The following is a 13,408-nucleotide window of genomic DNA, read 5'->3' on the forward strand; positions in this document are numbered from 1 at the left end:
GAAATTTCCTTTGAGGCTGCTTACCAGTACCTTCTACTTTTCTACAATCATTAGGCTGCGTCAAGGAAAAGTATATCCCGAAGCCATGGAAATACAGCTGTTCCGGTTTTCAATTCAGGTGCCTCTCCCATGCCGGAAACAAATAAAAAAAGACGGTCCCGTTCAGAGACCGCCTTTTCATCAAAAACCATTTCATCTAATTACTACTAATCCGGCACAGTTTCAAGCTCCGTTTCACCGAATACAAGCGCAGGTTCCAGTGCTGCAGAAGCATTGCCGTTCAGCACCCGATTCATCTGTTCAACATCAAGCTCGTTTTCCCACTTAGCCACAACCACCGTGGCAACGCCGTTACCGATCAGATTGGTGATGGCGCGAGCCTCGGACATGAATCTGTCGATCCCCAGGATCAGGGCCAGTCCGGCAACCGGAATGGTGGGTATGGCCGCAAAGGTGGCAGCCAGAGTGACAAAACCGCTGCCGGTAACGCCTGCGGCTCCCTTGGATGTCAGAAGCAACACGCCCAGGATGGTCAGAGTCTGGGTCATGGTCAGCGGAGTATTGGTGGCTTGGGCCACGAAGAGGGCAGCCATTGTCAGATAGATAGAGGTGCCGTCCAGGTTGAAAGAATAACCGGTAGGAATTACCAGTCCGACCACCGATTTTTTGCAGCCCAATTTTTCAAGCTTGGTCATCATGCGTGGCAGCGCGGACTCGGAGGATGACGTACCGAGAACAATCAGCAGTTCCTCGCTGATGTAACGCAGGAATTTGAAGATATTGAAACCACATAGCCGGGAGATGGTCCCGAGAACAACAAACACGAAAAGCAGGCATGTCAAATAGAAGCTTCCCATCAGCATACCGAGCTTGGAGAGCGAACCAACCCCAAATTTTCCGATGGTGAAGGCCATGGCACCAAAAGCGCCGATAGGAGCCAGCTTCATGATTGTATTAACGATACCGAAGAAAGCCATGGAAATCGAATCAACCAGCTTGTGGACAGCCTTCCCTTTCTCGCCCAAGGCGGAAAGCGCAAACCCGAACAAAAGGGCGAAGAGCAGCACCTGAAGAATGTCCCCTTTGGCAAAGGCATCCACCACGCTGGAGGGGATGATGTTCATGACAAAATCGACCAGCGTATGGGACTTGGCCTGGGTGGTATAGGCCGCGATCGATTTGGTATCCAGCTTGGTAACATCAGCGTTAAAGCCTGCACCCGGCTGGATGAAATTCACTACAAGCAGGCCGATTGCCAGCGCCAGGGTACTTATGACTTCGAAGTAGAGCAGTGCCTTGCCGCCGACACGACCCACCTTCTTCATGTCCTCCATCCCGGCGATGCCGGTTACCACAGTGCAGAAGATAACCGGAGTGATGATCATCTTGATCAACTTGATGAAACCATCTCCCAAAGGTTTCATAGCTACACCGGTTTCGGGGTAATAGTACCCCAGGAGGATGCCGCCGGCGATTGCTGTCAATACCTGGACATAAAGATGCTGGTAAAACCTTTTCTTTTGCATGGTCTTCCTCTCCTGTATGGATGAATGAACTGCTTATGGGTCGAGTGCAGTCATCCGCTCACCCTGCCGTGACGACTGATAATGCCATATCAGCAAGAGCAGTACCAAAGTGTAAACAATATGTAAGCCACTAAAAACACGGGCTTAACACTGTTTGATTAGCGAAAACGGCACCCAAAGGGGTATAACCTTTGTCACACAAAAAAGAGACAGGGGCTGGGTTGAAGGGGCAAAGAGGGGGACACATTCAGGAAAGCAGAGGGGCATAACTTTTGTTATTGCCTATGCCAAAAGTTATGCCCCTTTGCCAGAGTGTTGTAGATGCTACAGGTTCTTGTCAGCTGTACACATGTTAGATTTTTTCTATGAAATCATTTTACCCATCAGGAGGGCTTGCAATGTGCAGCGACAGACACTACTATGCGGGGCAGAAAAGATTGGAATAAACACATCAGAACCGTCACATATTGTCTCCCAAATCCTGCCAGCGGAGTACCACATGCACATCGCCTACTCAAGAAGGAGCAACGACACCCCAGCGCCCGGAGCCAGAAATTTCAGGGTTGTCCGTGCCCAACCTCACACACACGTATCCCCATTGGCCACCCTCCTGGGTGAAATCATCTCAAACGACGCCCCGTTCGACGGCGACGGCAACCTCCCGCTCTTCAACTATTCACGGGATGAAGACTGGAAGGCCATGGACCACGGTCTGCAATGGCACCCAAACTTCAGGCACATTCGAAAGCGCCCCCTTGCCTCCTTCTCGCTCTGCCCGCCATTCACCGCCAGCCAGTTTCAACTGCAAATCAACGATGCGTTCACCCATTGGAAAGGAAAAAAAGGTAAGCACGAACGCCCGGGAAAGCGCAGCATCTACGACTTGGCCGAGCACGCGCCGATGATGGCGGAGTTCCGTACGGACATGGTCAAAAAGGAGCACCCTGACGGCACGGTGGATATCGAGCGAAAGATCGTCATCGGCGCCTATGACCAGCAGCACTCCGCCGTGATCGGTTACATCGAACTGGAATTGACGGCCAATGCCGACCCAGCCCGAAAGACGCTTGCCTTTCTGGTCCATCCACGCATGATGTGGGTCTCCCCCAAATACCGCGGCCTCGGGTACAGCGTCGATTTCGGCAATCTCTGCGCGCGCCTCGCCCGGACCAAGTACGTCAATGCCGCCATCTCCATCCCTCAGGAGTGGTCATTAGAGCTGACCGTCAACTGCGACTACGGCTCGGCAGGCGGAGCCACCGTCAGCAAGCGGATCGAGCGCATACTGGATTCGGCCCGCGAAGCCCTGCATGAAGGAGGCTGCCAGTGCGTCCTGGAAGCGATCGTATTTCATGTGAACCAACCGCTGTCCTGAACTCACAGAACACTAACCCTGTAATATGAAAAAAGCCGGCTTGGGTGTCCCCCAGCCGGCTTTTTTCATGGTCACTTCGACTTCTACTTCAAGATTACAATCAGGTATGGTACCCCCTGGACCTTGCCACAAAGAGCAGCCGGGCACTTCCACAGAGTACTATGGTTATTAAAAATAGCGGCGTTGGAACCAGAAAGCCACATTCACCAGTCCAATCATGACCGGCACCTCCACAAGCGGCCCGATGACAGCGGCAAAGGCAGAGCCGGAATTAAGTCCGAACACCGCCACCGCCACGGCTATGGCCAGCTCGAAGTTATTGCTGGCAGCGGTAAAGGCCAGTGTAGTTGTCTTGCTGTAATCTGCCCCCAGTTTCTTACCCATCCAGAAGGAAACGAGGAACATGACGATGAAATAGATTCCGAGCGGGATGGCAATTCGAATCACATCCAGCGGTAGTTGCACGATAAGGTTCCCCTTGAGGCTGAACATGACCACAATGGTGAACAGAAGGGCGATCAGTGTTAACGGGCTGATCTTTGGCACCACCACATGATGATAGCGCTCCCTCCCCATGAGTTTTACGCCGATCAGGCGTGTCAACGCCCCGGCGATACAGGGAATACCCAGATAGATGAAGACGCTCTCCGCAATCTGTCTGATGCTGATATCAACGACCATTCCTTTAAGCCCTACCAGCGGCGGCAGCACAGTAATGAAAAACCAGGCATAGACGCTGTAGAAGAGCACCTGGAAGATGCTGTTGAAAGCTACCAACCCGGCGGCATATTCGGTATTCCCCTTAGCCAGTTCGTTCCAGACGATCACCATCGCGATGCAGCGAGCCAGGCCGATCATGATCAGTCCCACCAGGTATTCCGGCTTGTCCGGCAGAAGCAGAGCGGCCAGCACAAACATCAGCACCGGTCCGATCAGCCAGTTCTGTACCAGAGACAGGCCCAAAATCTTCTTGTTCTGGAAGACTTCCGGCATCTCCTCATATTTAACTTTTGCGAACGGTGGATACATCATGATGATCAGACCAATGGCAATCGGTATGTTGGTTGTGCCGACCTGAAAGCTGTTGATGAATTGTTCGACACCAGGGACGAAATAGCCAGCGCCGACCCCAAAGGCCATGGCGGCAAAAATCCACAGGGTCAGGTACCGGTCGAGGAAGGACAATTTGCGAGAAATATGTTCACTCATGTGGCGATGCTCCTGTCAGATAAGAGCTAACTTTTTGAGAATATCATCCCGTATGCGACGGTATTCCGGCAGTACTTCGCCTTCGGTTCCGGTGAGACCGGAAGGGTCGTCAAAGCCGATATGCTGCCGTTGCGTACCGCCAAAGAACAATGGACATTTTTCATTGGCATCGCCGCAGAGGGTAATGACATGGTCGAAGTGTTGACCGCAGAATTCGTCAATGGTCTTGGAATAGTGCTTGGAGATGTCAATCCCAAGTTCAGACAGAACCTTGGCGGCCAATGGATTTACCCTTGTCGCTTCGGTTCCAGCGGAGAAAGCGTGAAAATGGTCACCGAGATAGTGGTTGATGAGACCTTCGGCCATCTGGGAGCGGTAGGAGTTGTGGGTACAGAGAAAAAGGATTCGTTTTTTCATGCACCTCAATATATCCGCTTTTGCGGATAAATCAAGGCTCAATTAAAAAACAACATCTGAGGAGGGTCTTGATGGAGAACAGACTAATTACAAGCTGAGGGTGGTTTTTTTTTAAATTCAGCAAAAGCTTTCCGGTCGGATTCGGCTTCAGGAAGATTGCCGACACTTTTTTTAAGCGTCTCAAGCAGTTCCCTGCACATCTGGCAACTTTCCCGGCTTAATTGATAGTACATCCAGACACCCTGGCGTCTGATGTCAACCCAGCAGCTGCGCTTGAGATAGGCAAGATGTCGGGATACGGTAGACTGTGGCAACTTGAGCACTGCCATAAGGTCGCAGACGCATAACTCGCCTTCTGATTGCAGTAGCAGGACGATTCGCAGACGAATGGGGTCAGCGAGGGCTTTGAATATCTGAGCGTGATGTTTCATATGCCAGTTATATAGCAGCGATTCTTACGGGTCAAGGTACCACCTCAAGACAGCAAGACCAGTGATAAGGTCAAGGTGTTGTCGGCAGCCTCCCCGGATGGAGTCTGGGATCTGAAGACGGCAAGGCGAAGTTGGTGAAGGTGTAATTGGCTATGTAGTGTGTGATGAGAAACGGGCTGCCAAGCACTTGGGCAGCCCGTTTTATTTTGAGCCGGCGGGAAGGTTCTGGGGTATTACATATATATAATTGAGGCATAGCCCCGGGATCATCTTTGCCACTTAACAGAAAACTCACCAAATAAATCTTTTTAACAAAAATCTGCTGTGCTATGTGATGAGTGCTAACCGGACGGGGTAAATTAGAACTTCTCATTACCTTCAGCAGCAGATTACTAAATGCGATCAGGCAATATTGTTTTGACAGAATGAATACTGATGTAACTAGAACAGATAACATGTCACTAGAGCCCAGCGGCACCCCGTTAGACGCCCAACTGAATGAGGAGCATGAATGTCGGACAATAAGAATACTATAGAAAGATACCTGGACGGATTTAGAAAGGGTGATCACGAAAAGATTCTGTCCTGTCTCACTGAAGATGTCATATGGGATCTCCCCGGCGCATTTCATCTGGTCGGCAAGCAGGAGTTCGATAAGGAAATTGAAAATCCCGCCTTTCAAGGACATCCTGATATTACAGTCTCACGCACCACTGAGGAAAATGATGTCGTCATCGTCGAGGGCACGGTTCAGGCGCAAAAGGCAAGTGGGGGGGTCTTGGATTTGGCATTCGTCGATGTGTTTGAGATGCGGAATGCCAAAATCTGTCGCCTGATCTCATACTTGATGGAGGTCAAGGCTGATGGCGTTTAACATCGGCTTGGAACACCCCAGAGGTCAGACCCTGACTCGATACACAAGTAAAAAAGTGAGGGTCCAATTAGGGGTAAAAGGGTTACTCACCACCACGTTATTCCGTTCCAAAGGAATATTATAAAAGAAGAGCCGCACCACCTATTATTTGGGTAATGCGGCTCTTTTATCATTTTATGCTGGGCGGGCTTGAAACCCGCCCCTACGTTACGTAATCTCAAAGTTCCTTGCGGGATAGCCTTTTGCTCAGGGCCGGCTGGGAGATTCCCAGTAGTCGCGCGGCAATGGTCTGATTACCGCTGGCCCGTTCCATGGCCTCAGTGATCAACTGCTCCACGGAATCCGAGATAGTGGGGAGCAGTTCCAGTTCGCGAAAGAGGTTACCGCCATTCCAGTGGGAAACCTCCTCTTTCTGGGCAATAGCGGCTGTGCCGATGGCGGCGATAAAAGTATCAAGGGAGAGCACCCGTTCACGGTGAACGCTGACGGCATCGAAGATCATTGACTTCAGTTCCCTGATGTTGCCGGGAAAGCGGTAACTGGCCAGAAGCTGAAAAAGCTCGCGGGGAGGAGTCGGCCGCTTCTTGCCCAGCTCGCGGGCCGCCAGGGCGAGAAAGTGGGGCACCAGCAGCGGGATATCACCGGGACGTTCGCGCAAAGGGGGCACATGGATGCGGTGGGTGCGCAAGCGGTAATACAGATCGCGACGGAATTCCCCGGCCGCCTTCTTGGCCGCAAGATTTTGATGGGTAGCCACGATGATGCGTGCCTTGATCCGTTTGGGACGGTCACTTCCCAGCGGAAAGTATTCCCCCTCCTGGATCAGACGCAGGAGCTTGACTTGAGAAGCGATGGAAAGGTCGCCAATCTCATCCAGAAACAGCGTCCCCTCCCCTGCCTCCTCTATCATGCCACGCCGTGCCTGGTCGGCTCCGGTAAATGCGCCACGCACATGGCCGAAAAGGGTATCGGCAAAGACATTGTCGTCAAGCCCCGCAACATTGACCGATACCAGCCCGCCGCTTCTGCCCCCCAGGCGATGTGACACCCGGGCCACCAGCTCCTTGCCCACCCCGCTTTCGCCGGTGATCAGCAACGGTTTGGGACTCTGGGCGACCGCCTCCACATAGGCAAAGATGGCATGCATACTGCGGTCAGCGGTGACAATCTCGCTGAAGGCTTCTGGATGGCGCAGACTGCCGGAGAGGAGCCGGTCTGACATGGCCCGGTTTTCCCGCTCCAGTTCCTGCATGCGGATAGCACGCATCACCCCCTGTACGAGACGATCCTCCTCAGCGGTTTTCACAAAATAATCAAAGGCTCCCAGCCGCATGCAGCGCACGGCCGTCTCAATCTGATTCATACCACTGACTACGATGATGCTGACCTCGGGGTGGCGCTCGGCGACCAGCGTCAGCAATTCCTCCCCCCCCAGGTGAGGCATGGTCAAATCGAGCAGCAGCAGCCCCACCTGGCGGGTTGCCAGAATATCCATGACCAGACGGCTGTCCTGACAGGTAGCGGTATTGGAAATACCTGCCCTCGCCAGGGTAAGACTGACTGCGCGAAGCCAGGCCGGCTCGTCGTCAACCAGCAAGATCTGGAAATCCGGATAGAGGGATTGGGTCATGTGTGTGCTTCCTCCTTATATGCAGGCAGGGTCAGAATCACCCTTGTCCCGCCACCGGCAGGGCTTTCAAACAAAAGAGTGCCGCCATGTTCCTGGATGATACCGGCGGAAATGGAAAGTCCCAGCCCGGTGCCCCCGCTCTCCCGTTTGGTTGTAAAGAATGGATCCGTCAGGTGCGGCAGATGTTCGGGAGCGATCCCCAGCCCCTCGTCCCGGACCGTCAACACAACCATGCCGGAGGTGAACGAAGTTGCCAGTGAAATAGCCCGATCCGGCGATGGAAGCGCCTGACAGGCATTGATCAGCAGATTGACCACAACTTGTTCGATCCGAAGAGCATTACCGCAGATGCGAGGAAGGCAGTCATCATACTCTGCAGAAAAGCGGGAGGTGGCCCTGCGCAGGGATGAGTCCACCAGCCTTACCGCCGCCTGGACAACCAGGTTGAGATCAAACGGTTCTTTGGCTGCCACCCGATCGGGACGGGCAAATTCTTTCAAATCTTCCACTATCCGCTTAATTCGTTGGGAGCCCTCCTGCATTTCATCCAGCATATGCGGAACTTCCTGGCGCATGCGGGCGTAAGAAACGCCCCCCAGCATAAAATCTCCTTCTGCCTCAAAACGCTCTTCCAGCGTTTCGGCCGCATCCTTGTACACATCACGCAGAATCGGAAGATTCAGCAGAATCAGTCCGTTTGGGTTGTTGATTTCATGAGCAACTCCGGAGACCAGGATCCCGAGAGATGCCAGCTTGTCCGCCTGGATTAACTGATCCTGATGCTTGCGCAATTCTTCCAGCGCCAGCTTGCGCTCCGCCACCTCACAAGCCAGCTCTTCAGTACGCTGTGCCACACGCAGCTGGAGCGTTCGCGACCATACCACGCTGGCCGTCAGCACCAGCAGGAGCGGCACAAGCACCATGGCACCGTATTTCAGGGCACGGTCACGCCCGAAACGGGGCGGCTCATGCACCCCCAACCATTTATCATAAATGGCCTGATATTGGCCGGTCTGCATGACAATCGCCAATCCTTCACTGAAACGCGCCATCAGCTCAGCGTTTCCCTTTTTAACGGCATAACAATATTTTTGAGATGAAACGCTCCCTGCCACCTGCACCAGATTGTTCAGATGCAGTTCGCGGATCAGGTACATGCCTGGCAAGCTTGCCAGAGCAGCATAATCATGCTTGCCCGATGCCAGCAGTCGCAGGGCGTCGGCCGGGGTACCGGTCAGGATCAGGTCCGACCCGAAACCGAGACTCACCAGTTGGTCATGCATGATGCCGTCACGAAATACGATCACCTTTTTCCCCCGCAGTTCCTCCAACGACGAAACCGGGGTGGTTCCTTTGCGGGCAAAGATGGCGTGGTGCACGATGGTATGGGGAGGGGAAAAATCGAGGTTGCGCGAACGTTCTTCCGAAAAGGAGATGCCTTGCAGGATATTGATGCTGTTGTTGTTCAGACCTTCGCGCATCTCGGACCAGCTGCCGAAACGAAAATCGACCTTCATCCCCATCACATCCGCAATTGCGCGGGTAAGATCCACATTGTAACCGGCCGGATGCCCGTCCTTGTCGATGAATTCATACGGTGGATAGTCCCGATCACCACCGACAATCAGCGTTGCTTCGGCGGGCCGGTTCGCTTTGGCAGCATCGGCGCAGGCCTCATCGTGATGAATCAGACATAGCATCAGGATCAGTGCACATCGCACCAGAAATGGTATTAACTTTGTATTCAGCATATTGTTCCGCGAAAGTGATGTGCCGTGGGGAACTGTCAGTTGGCAGGACCGGACTGGATTCAGATTAGACGTGTTACGGGGCAAAGTCAATTGAGGAAGAATAGTGGTAAAAACAGCCCCGGAGTTGGGATTAAGGCTAAAGGTTCATAACCTCCTAGTAACGTTCTTTGTAGCTTGTCGTTTGCCCAACAAGCAGGTAATGTATACGTTAAATAAAGCACAAGATCCCAAATAGATAGGCCCCAAGATGTCATCATCCGCAGATGGTACAACCGCATCCCTTTATGTGCCTGTTGATTGCGAAATCATTGCAGTCAGCGACCTGACCCCCCATGAAAAACTGTTCCGCCTGCGGCTGAAGAATGGTGCACCGCTTGGTCACCTTCCCGGACAGTTTGTCCAGGTTTCCCTGCTGGGTTGGGAGGAGGCACCGATCTCGGTGGCATCTTCGCCGACTCGCACCGACTATTTCGAGATGGGGATACGCCGGACCGGTTCGCTGACCAGTGCCATGCATGAACTGACAGCAGGAGATCTGATCGGCGTTCGCGGTCCCTTTGGAAGGCCGTTTGAACTGCCGAAACTGCGTGGACACGATCTGCTGCTGATCTCCGGCGGATGTGGGCTTGCGCCGCTGCGGTCGCTGATCCATTACTGCGAGGACCGGCCGGAGGAGTTCGGCGCGCTCACCATTCTCTATGGAGCCAAAAGTCCGGGGGATGTGCTTTTCAAGGATGATTTTGCTCTCTGGGAAACATCGGCCCGCTTCGCCTGTAGCCGTACGGTTGACCAGGTACCTGAGGGTGATTGCTACAGCGGAGGGGTGGGCCTGATTACCTCCCTGATTCCGCCGCTGGAGATCGATCCCCACCGGACAGTGGCGGTGCTGGTCGGCCCGCCGGTGATGTACCGTGCCGTAATTGCAGAGCTGAAGAAAAAGGGACTCTCATCCGACCGGATCGTGGTCTCCTTGGAGCGTCACATGCGCTGCGGCGTTGGGAAATGCGGCCACTGCACAATCGAGCACCTGTACTGCTGTCAGGATGGGCCGGTGTTCTGGCTGAACGAAATCGAACATCTGCGGGGAGCGTTATGAAACGGACTCTTACCGTCTGCCCCTACTGCGGGACCGGCTGCATGTTCTACCTCGTCAGCGATAGTGGGCGCCTGATCGGCGTCGAGCCGAGCACGACCCATCCGGTCAGCCGGGGCGGGCTATGCGTCAAAGGCTGGAATGCCTTCGGCTTCGTTCATCACCCGGACCGCCTCACCACTCCGCTGATACGCCGCGACGGTAAGCTGCACCCCGCCTCGTGGGACGAGGCGCTGGGCCTGGTGGCGGAGCGGCTGCGAGAAATCCAGGAACGCCACGGTGCCGACTCCCTCATGTTCGCCTCCTCGGCCAAAGCAACCAATGAGGAGAACTACCTGCTGATGAAGCTGGCACGGGGCGTCTTCGGCACCAACAATATCGACCATTGCGCCCGGCTGTGCCACTCCTCAACCGTTACCGGCCTTGCCGAGACCTTCGGCTCCGGGGCGATGACCAACTCCATCGACTGCTTCGACAATACTGATCTCATTCTGATAATCGGCTCCAACACCACCGAGCAGCACCCTTTGATCGGCTCCCGCATTCTCAAGGCTGCTCGCAGGGGAACGAAGCTGATCGTGGCCGACAACCGCCTTATCCGCCTCGCCCGCCATGCCGATCTGCATTTGCGTCACAACAACGGCAGCGACGTGGCACTTCTCAACGCAATGATGCAGGTGATTATTGCCGAAGGGCTGGAGGATCGGGAGTTCATCGCCGCGCGCTGCGAAAACTTCGAAGCGTTTGCCGCTTCCATAGCCGATTGGACGCCGGAGCGGGCTGCACCACTCACCGGTCTGCAGCCTGGGGAAATTGTCGCTGCCGCACGGCTTTTCGCCGGAGCGAAGCGGGCAATGATCGTCTATTCCATGGGCATCACCCAGCACAGCCACGGCGTCGACAACGTCCGCTGCTGCGCCGCCCTGGCGATGCTGACCGGCAACGTGGGGCGGCCCGGAACCGGCGTCAATCCGCTGCGCGGGCAAAACAACGTCCAGGGGGGCTGCGACATGGGGGCCTTGCCGGATGTCTTCAGCGGTTATCAGAAAGTGAGCGATCCGATGGTCCGGGAGAAGTTTACCCGTGCCTGGGGAGTGGATGCCCTTCCATCAACGCCGGGACTCCCCCTGACCAGAGCAATGGATGCCGCTGCGGAAGGGAAGCTGCACGGCATGTTCTTCATGGGCGAAAACCCGATCCTGTCGGATCCTGACCAGGGGCATGCCCGACACGCTCTGAAGAACCTGGATTTCCTGGTTGTTCAGGATATCTTTCTCACCGAGACCGCCGCCCTGGCCGATGTGGTCCTGCCCGCCGCCTGCTATGCCGAAAAGGAAGGCACCTTCACCAATACCGAGCGGCGCATTCAGCGGGTCCGCAAGGGAGTGGAGCCGCCGGGCGAGGCGAAGGCCGACTGGGAGATCATCTGTGCCCTGGCGAAGCAGGCCGGTTGCGACAAGATGCACTATCCCGATCCATCTGCGGTCATGGATGAGATAGCTTCCGTCACACCTATTTACGGTGGCATCAGCTACGACCGGCTCGATCCCCTCGGTCTGCAATGGCCCTGCCCTGATCGCGACCATCCCGGCACCCCAATCCTGCACATCGGCCGCTTCAACCGCGGCAAGGGACGGTTCAGTCCGGTCATCTACCGATCACCGGCCGAGCTCCCTGACGAAGAATTTCCTTTCGTATTGACTACAGGCCGGACCTATTTCCACTGGCATACCGGCACCATGACACGGCGGACCCACCTGCTCGACCGGGAGGAGCGGCGATCATTCATCGAGATCAACCCGGATGACGCAGCACGCCTTGGTGTGCGCGAGAGGGACGACGTACTCATTGCAAGCCGACGTGGTTCGGTGCGGGCCCAGGCCCGCATTACCGGGATAGTGATTCCAGGCGTGGTCTTCATGCCATTTCATTTTACCGAAGGGGCAGCCAACGCCCTCACCAACAATGTGCTCGACCCCGAATCATCCATACCCGAATTCAAAGTCTGCGCGGTACAGGTCAGGAAGGCGCCATGAAATACCTTTCCAACGAGCAGATCCCTGATTTCTTCTCTTCCCTGCAAGCCACCCATGAGGTCCGCCTGCCTATCATGCTCCCCGATGGAACCCGCTGCCTCGGTCACCCCGGCGATGGTACCGTCGCACTGTTCGGCGGCGCTCTGCCCGCAAAGCCGACTGCAGCCTTCTTCCCCCATGAGGGGCCGGTATTTGTCGCTGCCTCAGAAGGCTTCACAGAGCCTTCGGCACCGGAGAAACCGCTTCTGGTGGTCGGCTTCACCTCCCGCGACCTTGCCTGCCTCAGGTTCATCGACAGGTTCTTCGCCGAAGGCTGGCGGGACGACATTTATTTCCGCAATCGCCAAGGAGCGCTCGTGGTCGGTGTTTCCGGCTATTGCGGACCTGGCGGGGCATCGCTTGCTCTTGCCGATGGCGACTGCGACTTTGAATTGGTCTGGGACCGCACCCGCTGGCTGGTTGTTTCGCACACCGGGGCCGGCTCGGCGATTGTCGAGGGATTGGCTGAGACTGTCAGCGATGGGACACTTGAACGATTACGGAAGGAAATGGCGGTATATGAAGATGAGAATGAAAAAGCAATTCGGCGTGCCTCGGAGCTGATCAGAGCCGACCGGGTCCCGGACACCTTCTGGAGCGAGATCGGCGACCGGTGTATCGCCTGCACCGGCTGTAATCTGGCCTGTCCCACCTGCACCTGTTTCGGGGTACAGGACTGGCGCTATGCCGGGCGGGTTAAGCGAAGCCGGATGTGGGACTCCTGCCAGCTGGACGGGTTCATGCGCGAAGCAAGCGGCCACAATCCTCTCGGCACTGAAGGGCTTCGCACCCGCCGCCGGATTCACCACAAACTCGCCGCCGATCCTGATCGCTGGGGCGAAATCAGCTGTTTCGTCTGCGGCCGCTGTGATGCGGTCTGCCCGACCGGCATCGGCATCTTTGCAGTGGCTCGCGAGCTGATCGAGCGGTTTGGTAACATATAAAAGCCACAGATCTGCCGATTCCCCAAAACCTTCCAGTCTTTGGGCCGATGCAACAAGAGGTTAAGCCAACCGGCCTAACCTCT

General features: G+C 55.2%; 11 protein-coding genes. 5 read left to right on the forward strand and 6 right to left on the reverse strand.

Features of this window, described 5'->3' with window-relative positions; genetic code table 11:
- Nucleotides 1–206: 206 nt before the first annotated feature.
- On the reverse strand, nucleotides 207–1,526 hold the full coding sequence (locus tag KJB30_RS01755) for a dicarboxylate/amino acid:cation symporter (RefSeq protein WP_214296194.1): 1,320 nt from the start codon (nucleotides 1,524–1,526) through the stop codon (nucleotides 207–209).
- 499 nt (nucleotides 1,527–2,025) lie between these two features.
- Between KJB30_RS01755 and KJB30_RS01760 the strand changes: the two genes are divergently transcribed.
- Nucleotides 2,026–2,901: a hypothetical protein gene (locus tag KJB30_RS01760; RefSeq protein WP_214296195.1), complete on the forward strand. Its 876-nt coding sequence runs from the start codon at nucleotides 2,026–2,028 to the stop codon at nucleotides 2,899–2,901.
- A gap of 168 nt (nucleotides 2,902–3,069) precedes the next feature.
- On the opposite strand, the gene arsB is transcribed toward KJB30_RS01760, so the two are convergent.
- The 3 genes from arsB to KJB30_RS01775 all read right to left on the reverse strand — a co-directional run bounded on the left by arsB (nucleotide 3,070) and on the right by KJB30_RS01775 (nucleotide 4,958).
- Nucleotides 3,070–4,110 (reverse strand): ACR3 family arsenite efflux transporter, encoded by a 1,041-nt coding sequence (gene arsB / locus KJB30_RS01765; protein ID WP_214296196.1) that lies wholly within the window; start codon nucleotides 4,108–4,110, stop codon nucleotides 3,070–3,072.
- Nucleotides 4,111–4,125: 15 nt separating this feature from the next.
- On the reverse strand, nucleotides 4,126–4,527 hold the full coding sequence (locus KJB30_RS01770; RefSeq protein ID WP_214296197.1) for an arsenate reductase ArsC: 402 nt from the start codon (nucleotides 4,525–4,527) through the stop codon (nucleotides 4,126–4,128).
- Nucleotides 4,528–4,610: 83 nt separating this feature from the next.
- Nucleotides 4,611–4,958: an ArsR/SmtB family transcription factor gene (locus KJB30_RS01775; RefSeq protein WP_214296198.1), complete on the reverse strand. Its 348-nt coding sequence runs from the start codon at nucleotides 4,956–4,958 to the stop codon at nucleotides 4,611–4,613.
- Nucleotides 4,959–5,469: 511 nt separating this feature from the next.
- Between KJB30_RS01775 and KJB30_RS01780 the strand changes: the two genes are divergently transcribed.
- Nucleotides 5,470–5,832 (forward strand): nuclear transport factor 2 family protein, encoded by a 363-nt coding sequence (locus KJB30_RS01780; RefSeq protein WP_214296199.1) that lies wholly within the window; start codon nucleotides 5,470–5,472, stop codon nucleotides 5,830–5,832.
- 217 nt (nucleotides 5,833–6,049) lie between these two features.
- Here the strand turns inward: KJB30_RS01780 and KJB30_RS01785 are convergent, their stop codons facing one another.
- Nucleotides 6,050–7,462 carry a sigma-54-dependent transcriptional regulator gene (locus tag KJB30_RS01785; protein WP_214296200.1) on the reverse strand — a complete coding sequence of 471 codons (1,413 nt, stop codon included), beginning with the start codon at nucleotides 7,460–7,462 and terminating at the stop codon, nucleotides 6,050–6,052.
- Nucleotides 7,459–9,213 (reverse strand): transporter substrate-binding domain-containing protein, encoded by a 1,755-nt coding sequence (locus KJB30_RS01790; RefSeq protein ID WP_214296201.1) that lies wholly within the window; start codon nucleotides 9,211–9,213, stop codon nucleotides 7,459–7,461. Before KJB30_RS01790 ends, KJB30_RS01785 begins: the two co-directional genes overlap by 4 nt.
- Before the next feature lie 247 nt (nucleotides 9,214–9,460).
- Between KJB30_RS01790 and KJB30_RS01795 the strand changes: the two genes are divergently transcribed.
- Genes KJB30_RS01795 through KJB30_RS01805 form a run of 3 tightly spaced genes read left to right on the forward strand, consistent with a single transcriptional unit; the run spans nucleotide 9,461 to nucleotide 13,325 of the window.
- Nucleotides 9,461–10,309, forward strand: coding sequence for an FAD/NAD(P)-binding protein (locus KJB30_RS01795; RefSeq protein ID WP_214296202.1), 849 nt, complete (start codon nucleotides 9,461–9,463; stop codon nucleotides 10,307–10,309).
- Nucleotides 10,306–12,342, forward strand: coding sequence for a formate dehydrogenase subunit alpha (gene fdhF, locus KJB30_RS01800; RefSeq protein ID WP_214296250.1), 2,037 nt, complete (start codon nucleotides 10,306–10,308; stop codon nucleotides 12,340–12,342). The genes KJB30_RS01795 and fdhF overlap by 4 nt, the downstream gene beginning before the upstream one ends.
- Nucleotides 12,339–13,325: a 4Fe-4S dicluster domain-containing protein gene (locus KJB30_RS01805; protein ID WP_214296203.1), complete on the forward strand. Its 987-nt coding sequence runs from the start codon at nucleotides 12,339–12,341 to the stop codon at nucleotides 13,323–13,325. Before fdhF ends, KJB30_RS01805 begins: the two co-directional genes overlap by 4 nt.
- The last annotated feature ends 83 nt before the right edge of the window (nucleotides 13,326–13,408 follow it).

Source organism: Pelotalea chapellei (assembly GCF_018531195.1).
GTDB classification, from domain to species: Bacteria; Desulfobacterota; Desulfuromonadia; order Geobacterales; family Pseudopelobacteraceae; genus Pelotalea; species Pelotalea chapellei.

Coding starts and splice junctions, on each gene's coding strand:
- KJB30_RS01755 (WP_214296194.1), bottom strand. CDS start 1,526: ATGCAAAAGAAAAGGTTTTACCAGCATCTTTATGTCCAGGTATTGACA.
- KJB30_RS01760 (WP_214296195.1), top strand. CDS start 2,026: ATGCACATCGCCTACTCAAGAAGGAGCAACGACACCCCAGCGCCCGGA.
- arsB (WP_214296196.1), bottom strand. CDS start 4,110: ATGAGTGAACATATTTCTCGCAAATTGTCCTTCCTCGACCGGTACCTG.
- KJB30_RS01770 (WP_214296197.1), bottom strand. CDS start 4,527: ATGAAAAAACGAATCCTTTTTCTCTGTACCCACAACTCCTACCGCTCC.
- KJB30_RS01775 (WP_214296198.1), bottom strand. CDS start 4,958: ATGAAACATCACGCTCAGATATTCAAAGCCCTCGCTGACCCCATTCGT.
- KJB30_RS01780 (WP_214296199.1), top strand. CDS start 5,470: ATGTCGGACAATAAGAATACTATAGAAAGATACCTGGACGGATTTAGA.
- KJB30_RS01785 (WP_214296200.1), bottom strand. CDS start 7,462: ATGACCCAATCCCTCTATCCGGATTTCCAGATCTTGCTGGTTGACGAC.
- KJB30_RS01790 (WP_214296201.1), bottom strand. CDS start 9,213: ATGCTGAATACAAAGTTAATACCATTTCTGGTGCGATGTGCACTGATC.
- KJB30_RS01795 (WP_214296202.1), top strand. CDS start 9,461: ATGTCATCATCCGCAGATGGTACAACCGCATCCCTTTATGTGCCTGTT.
- fdhF (WP_214296250.1), top strand. CDS start 10,306: ATGAAACGGACTCTTACCGTCTGCCCCTACTGCGGGACCGGCTGCATG.
- KJB30_RS01805 (WP_214296203.1), top strand. CDS start 12,339: ATGAAATACCTTTCCAACGAGCAGATCCCTGATTTCTTCTCTTCCCTG.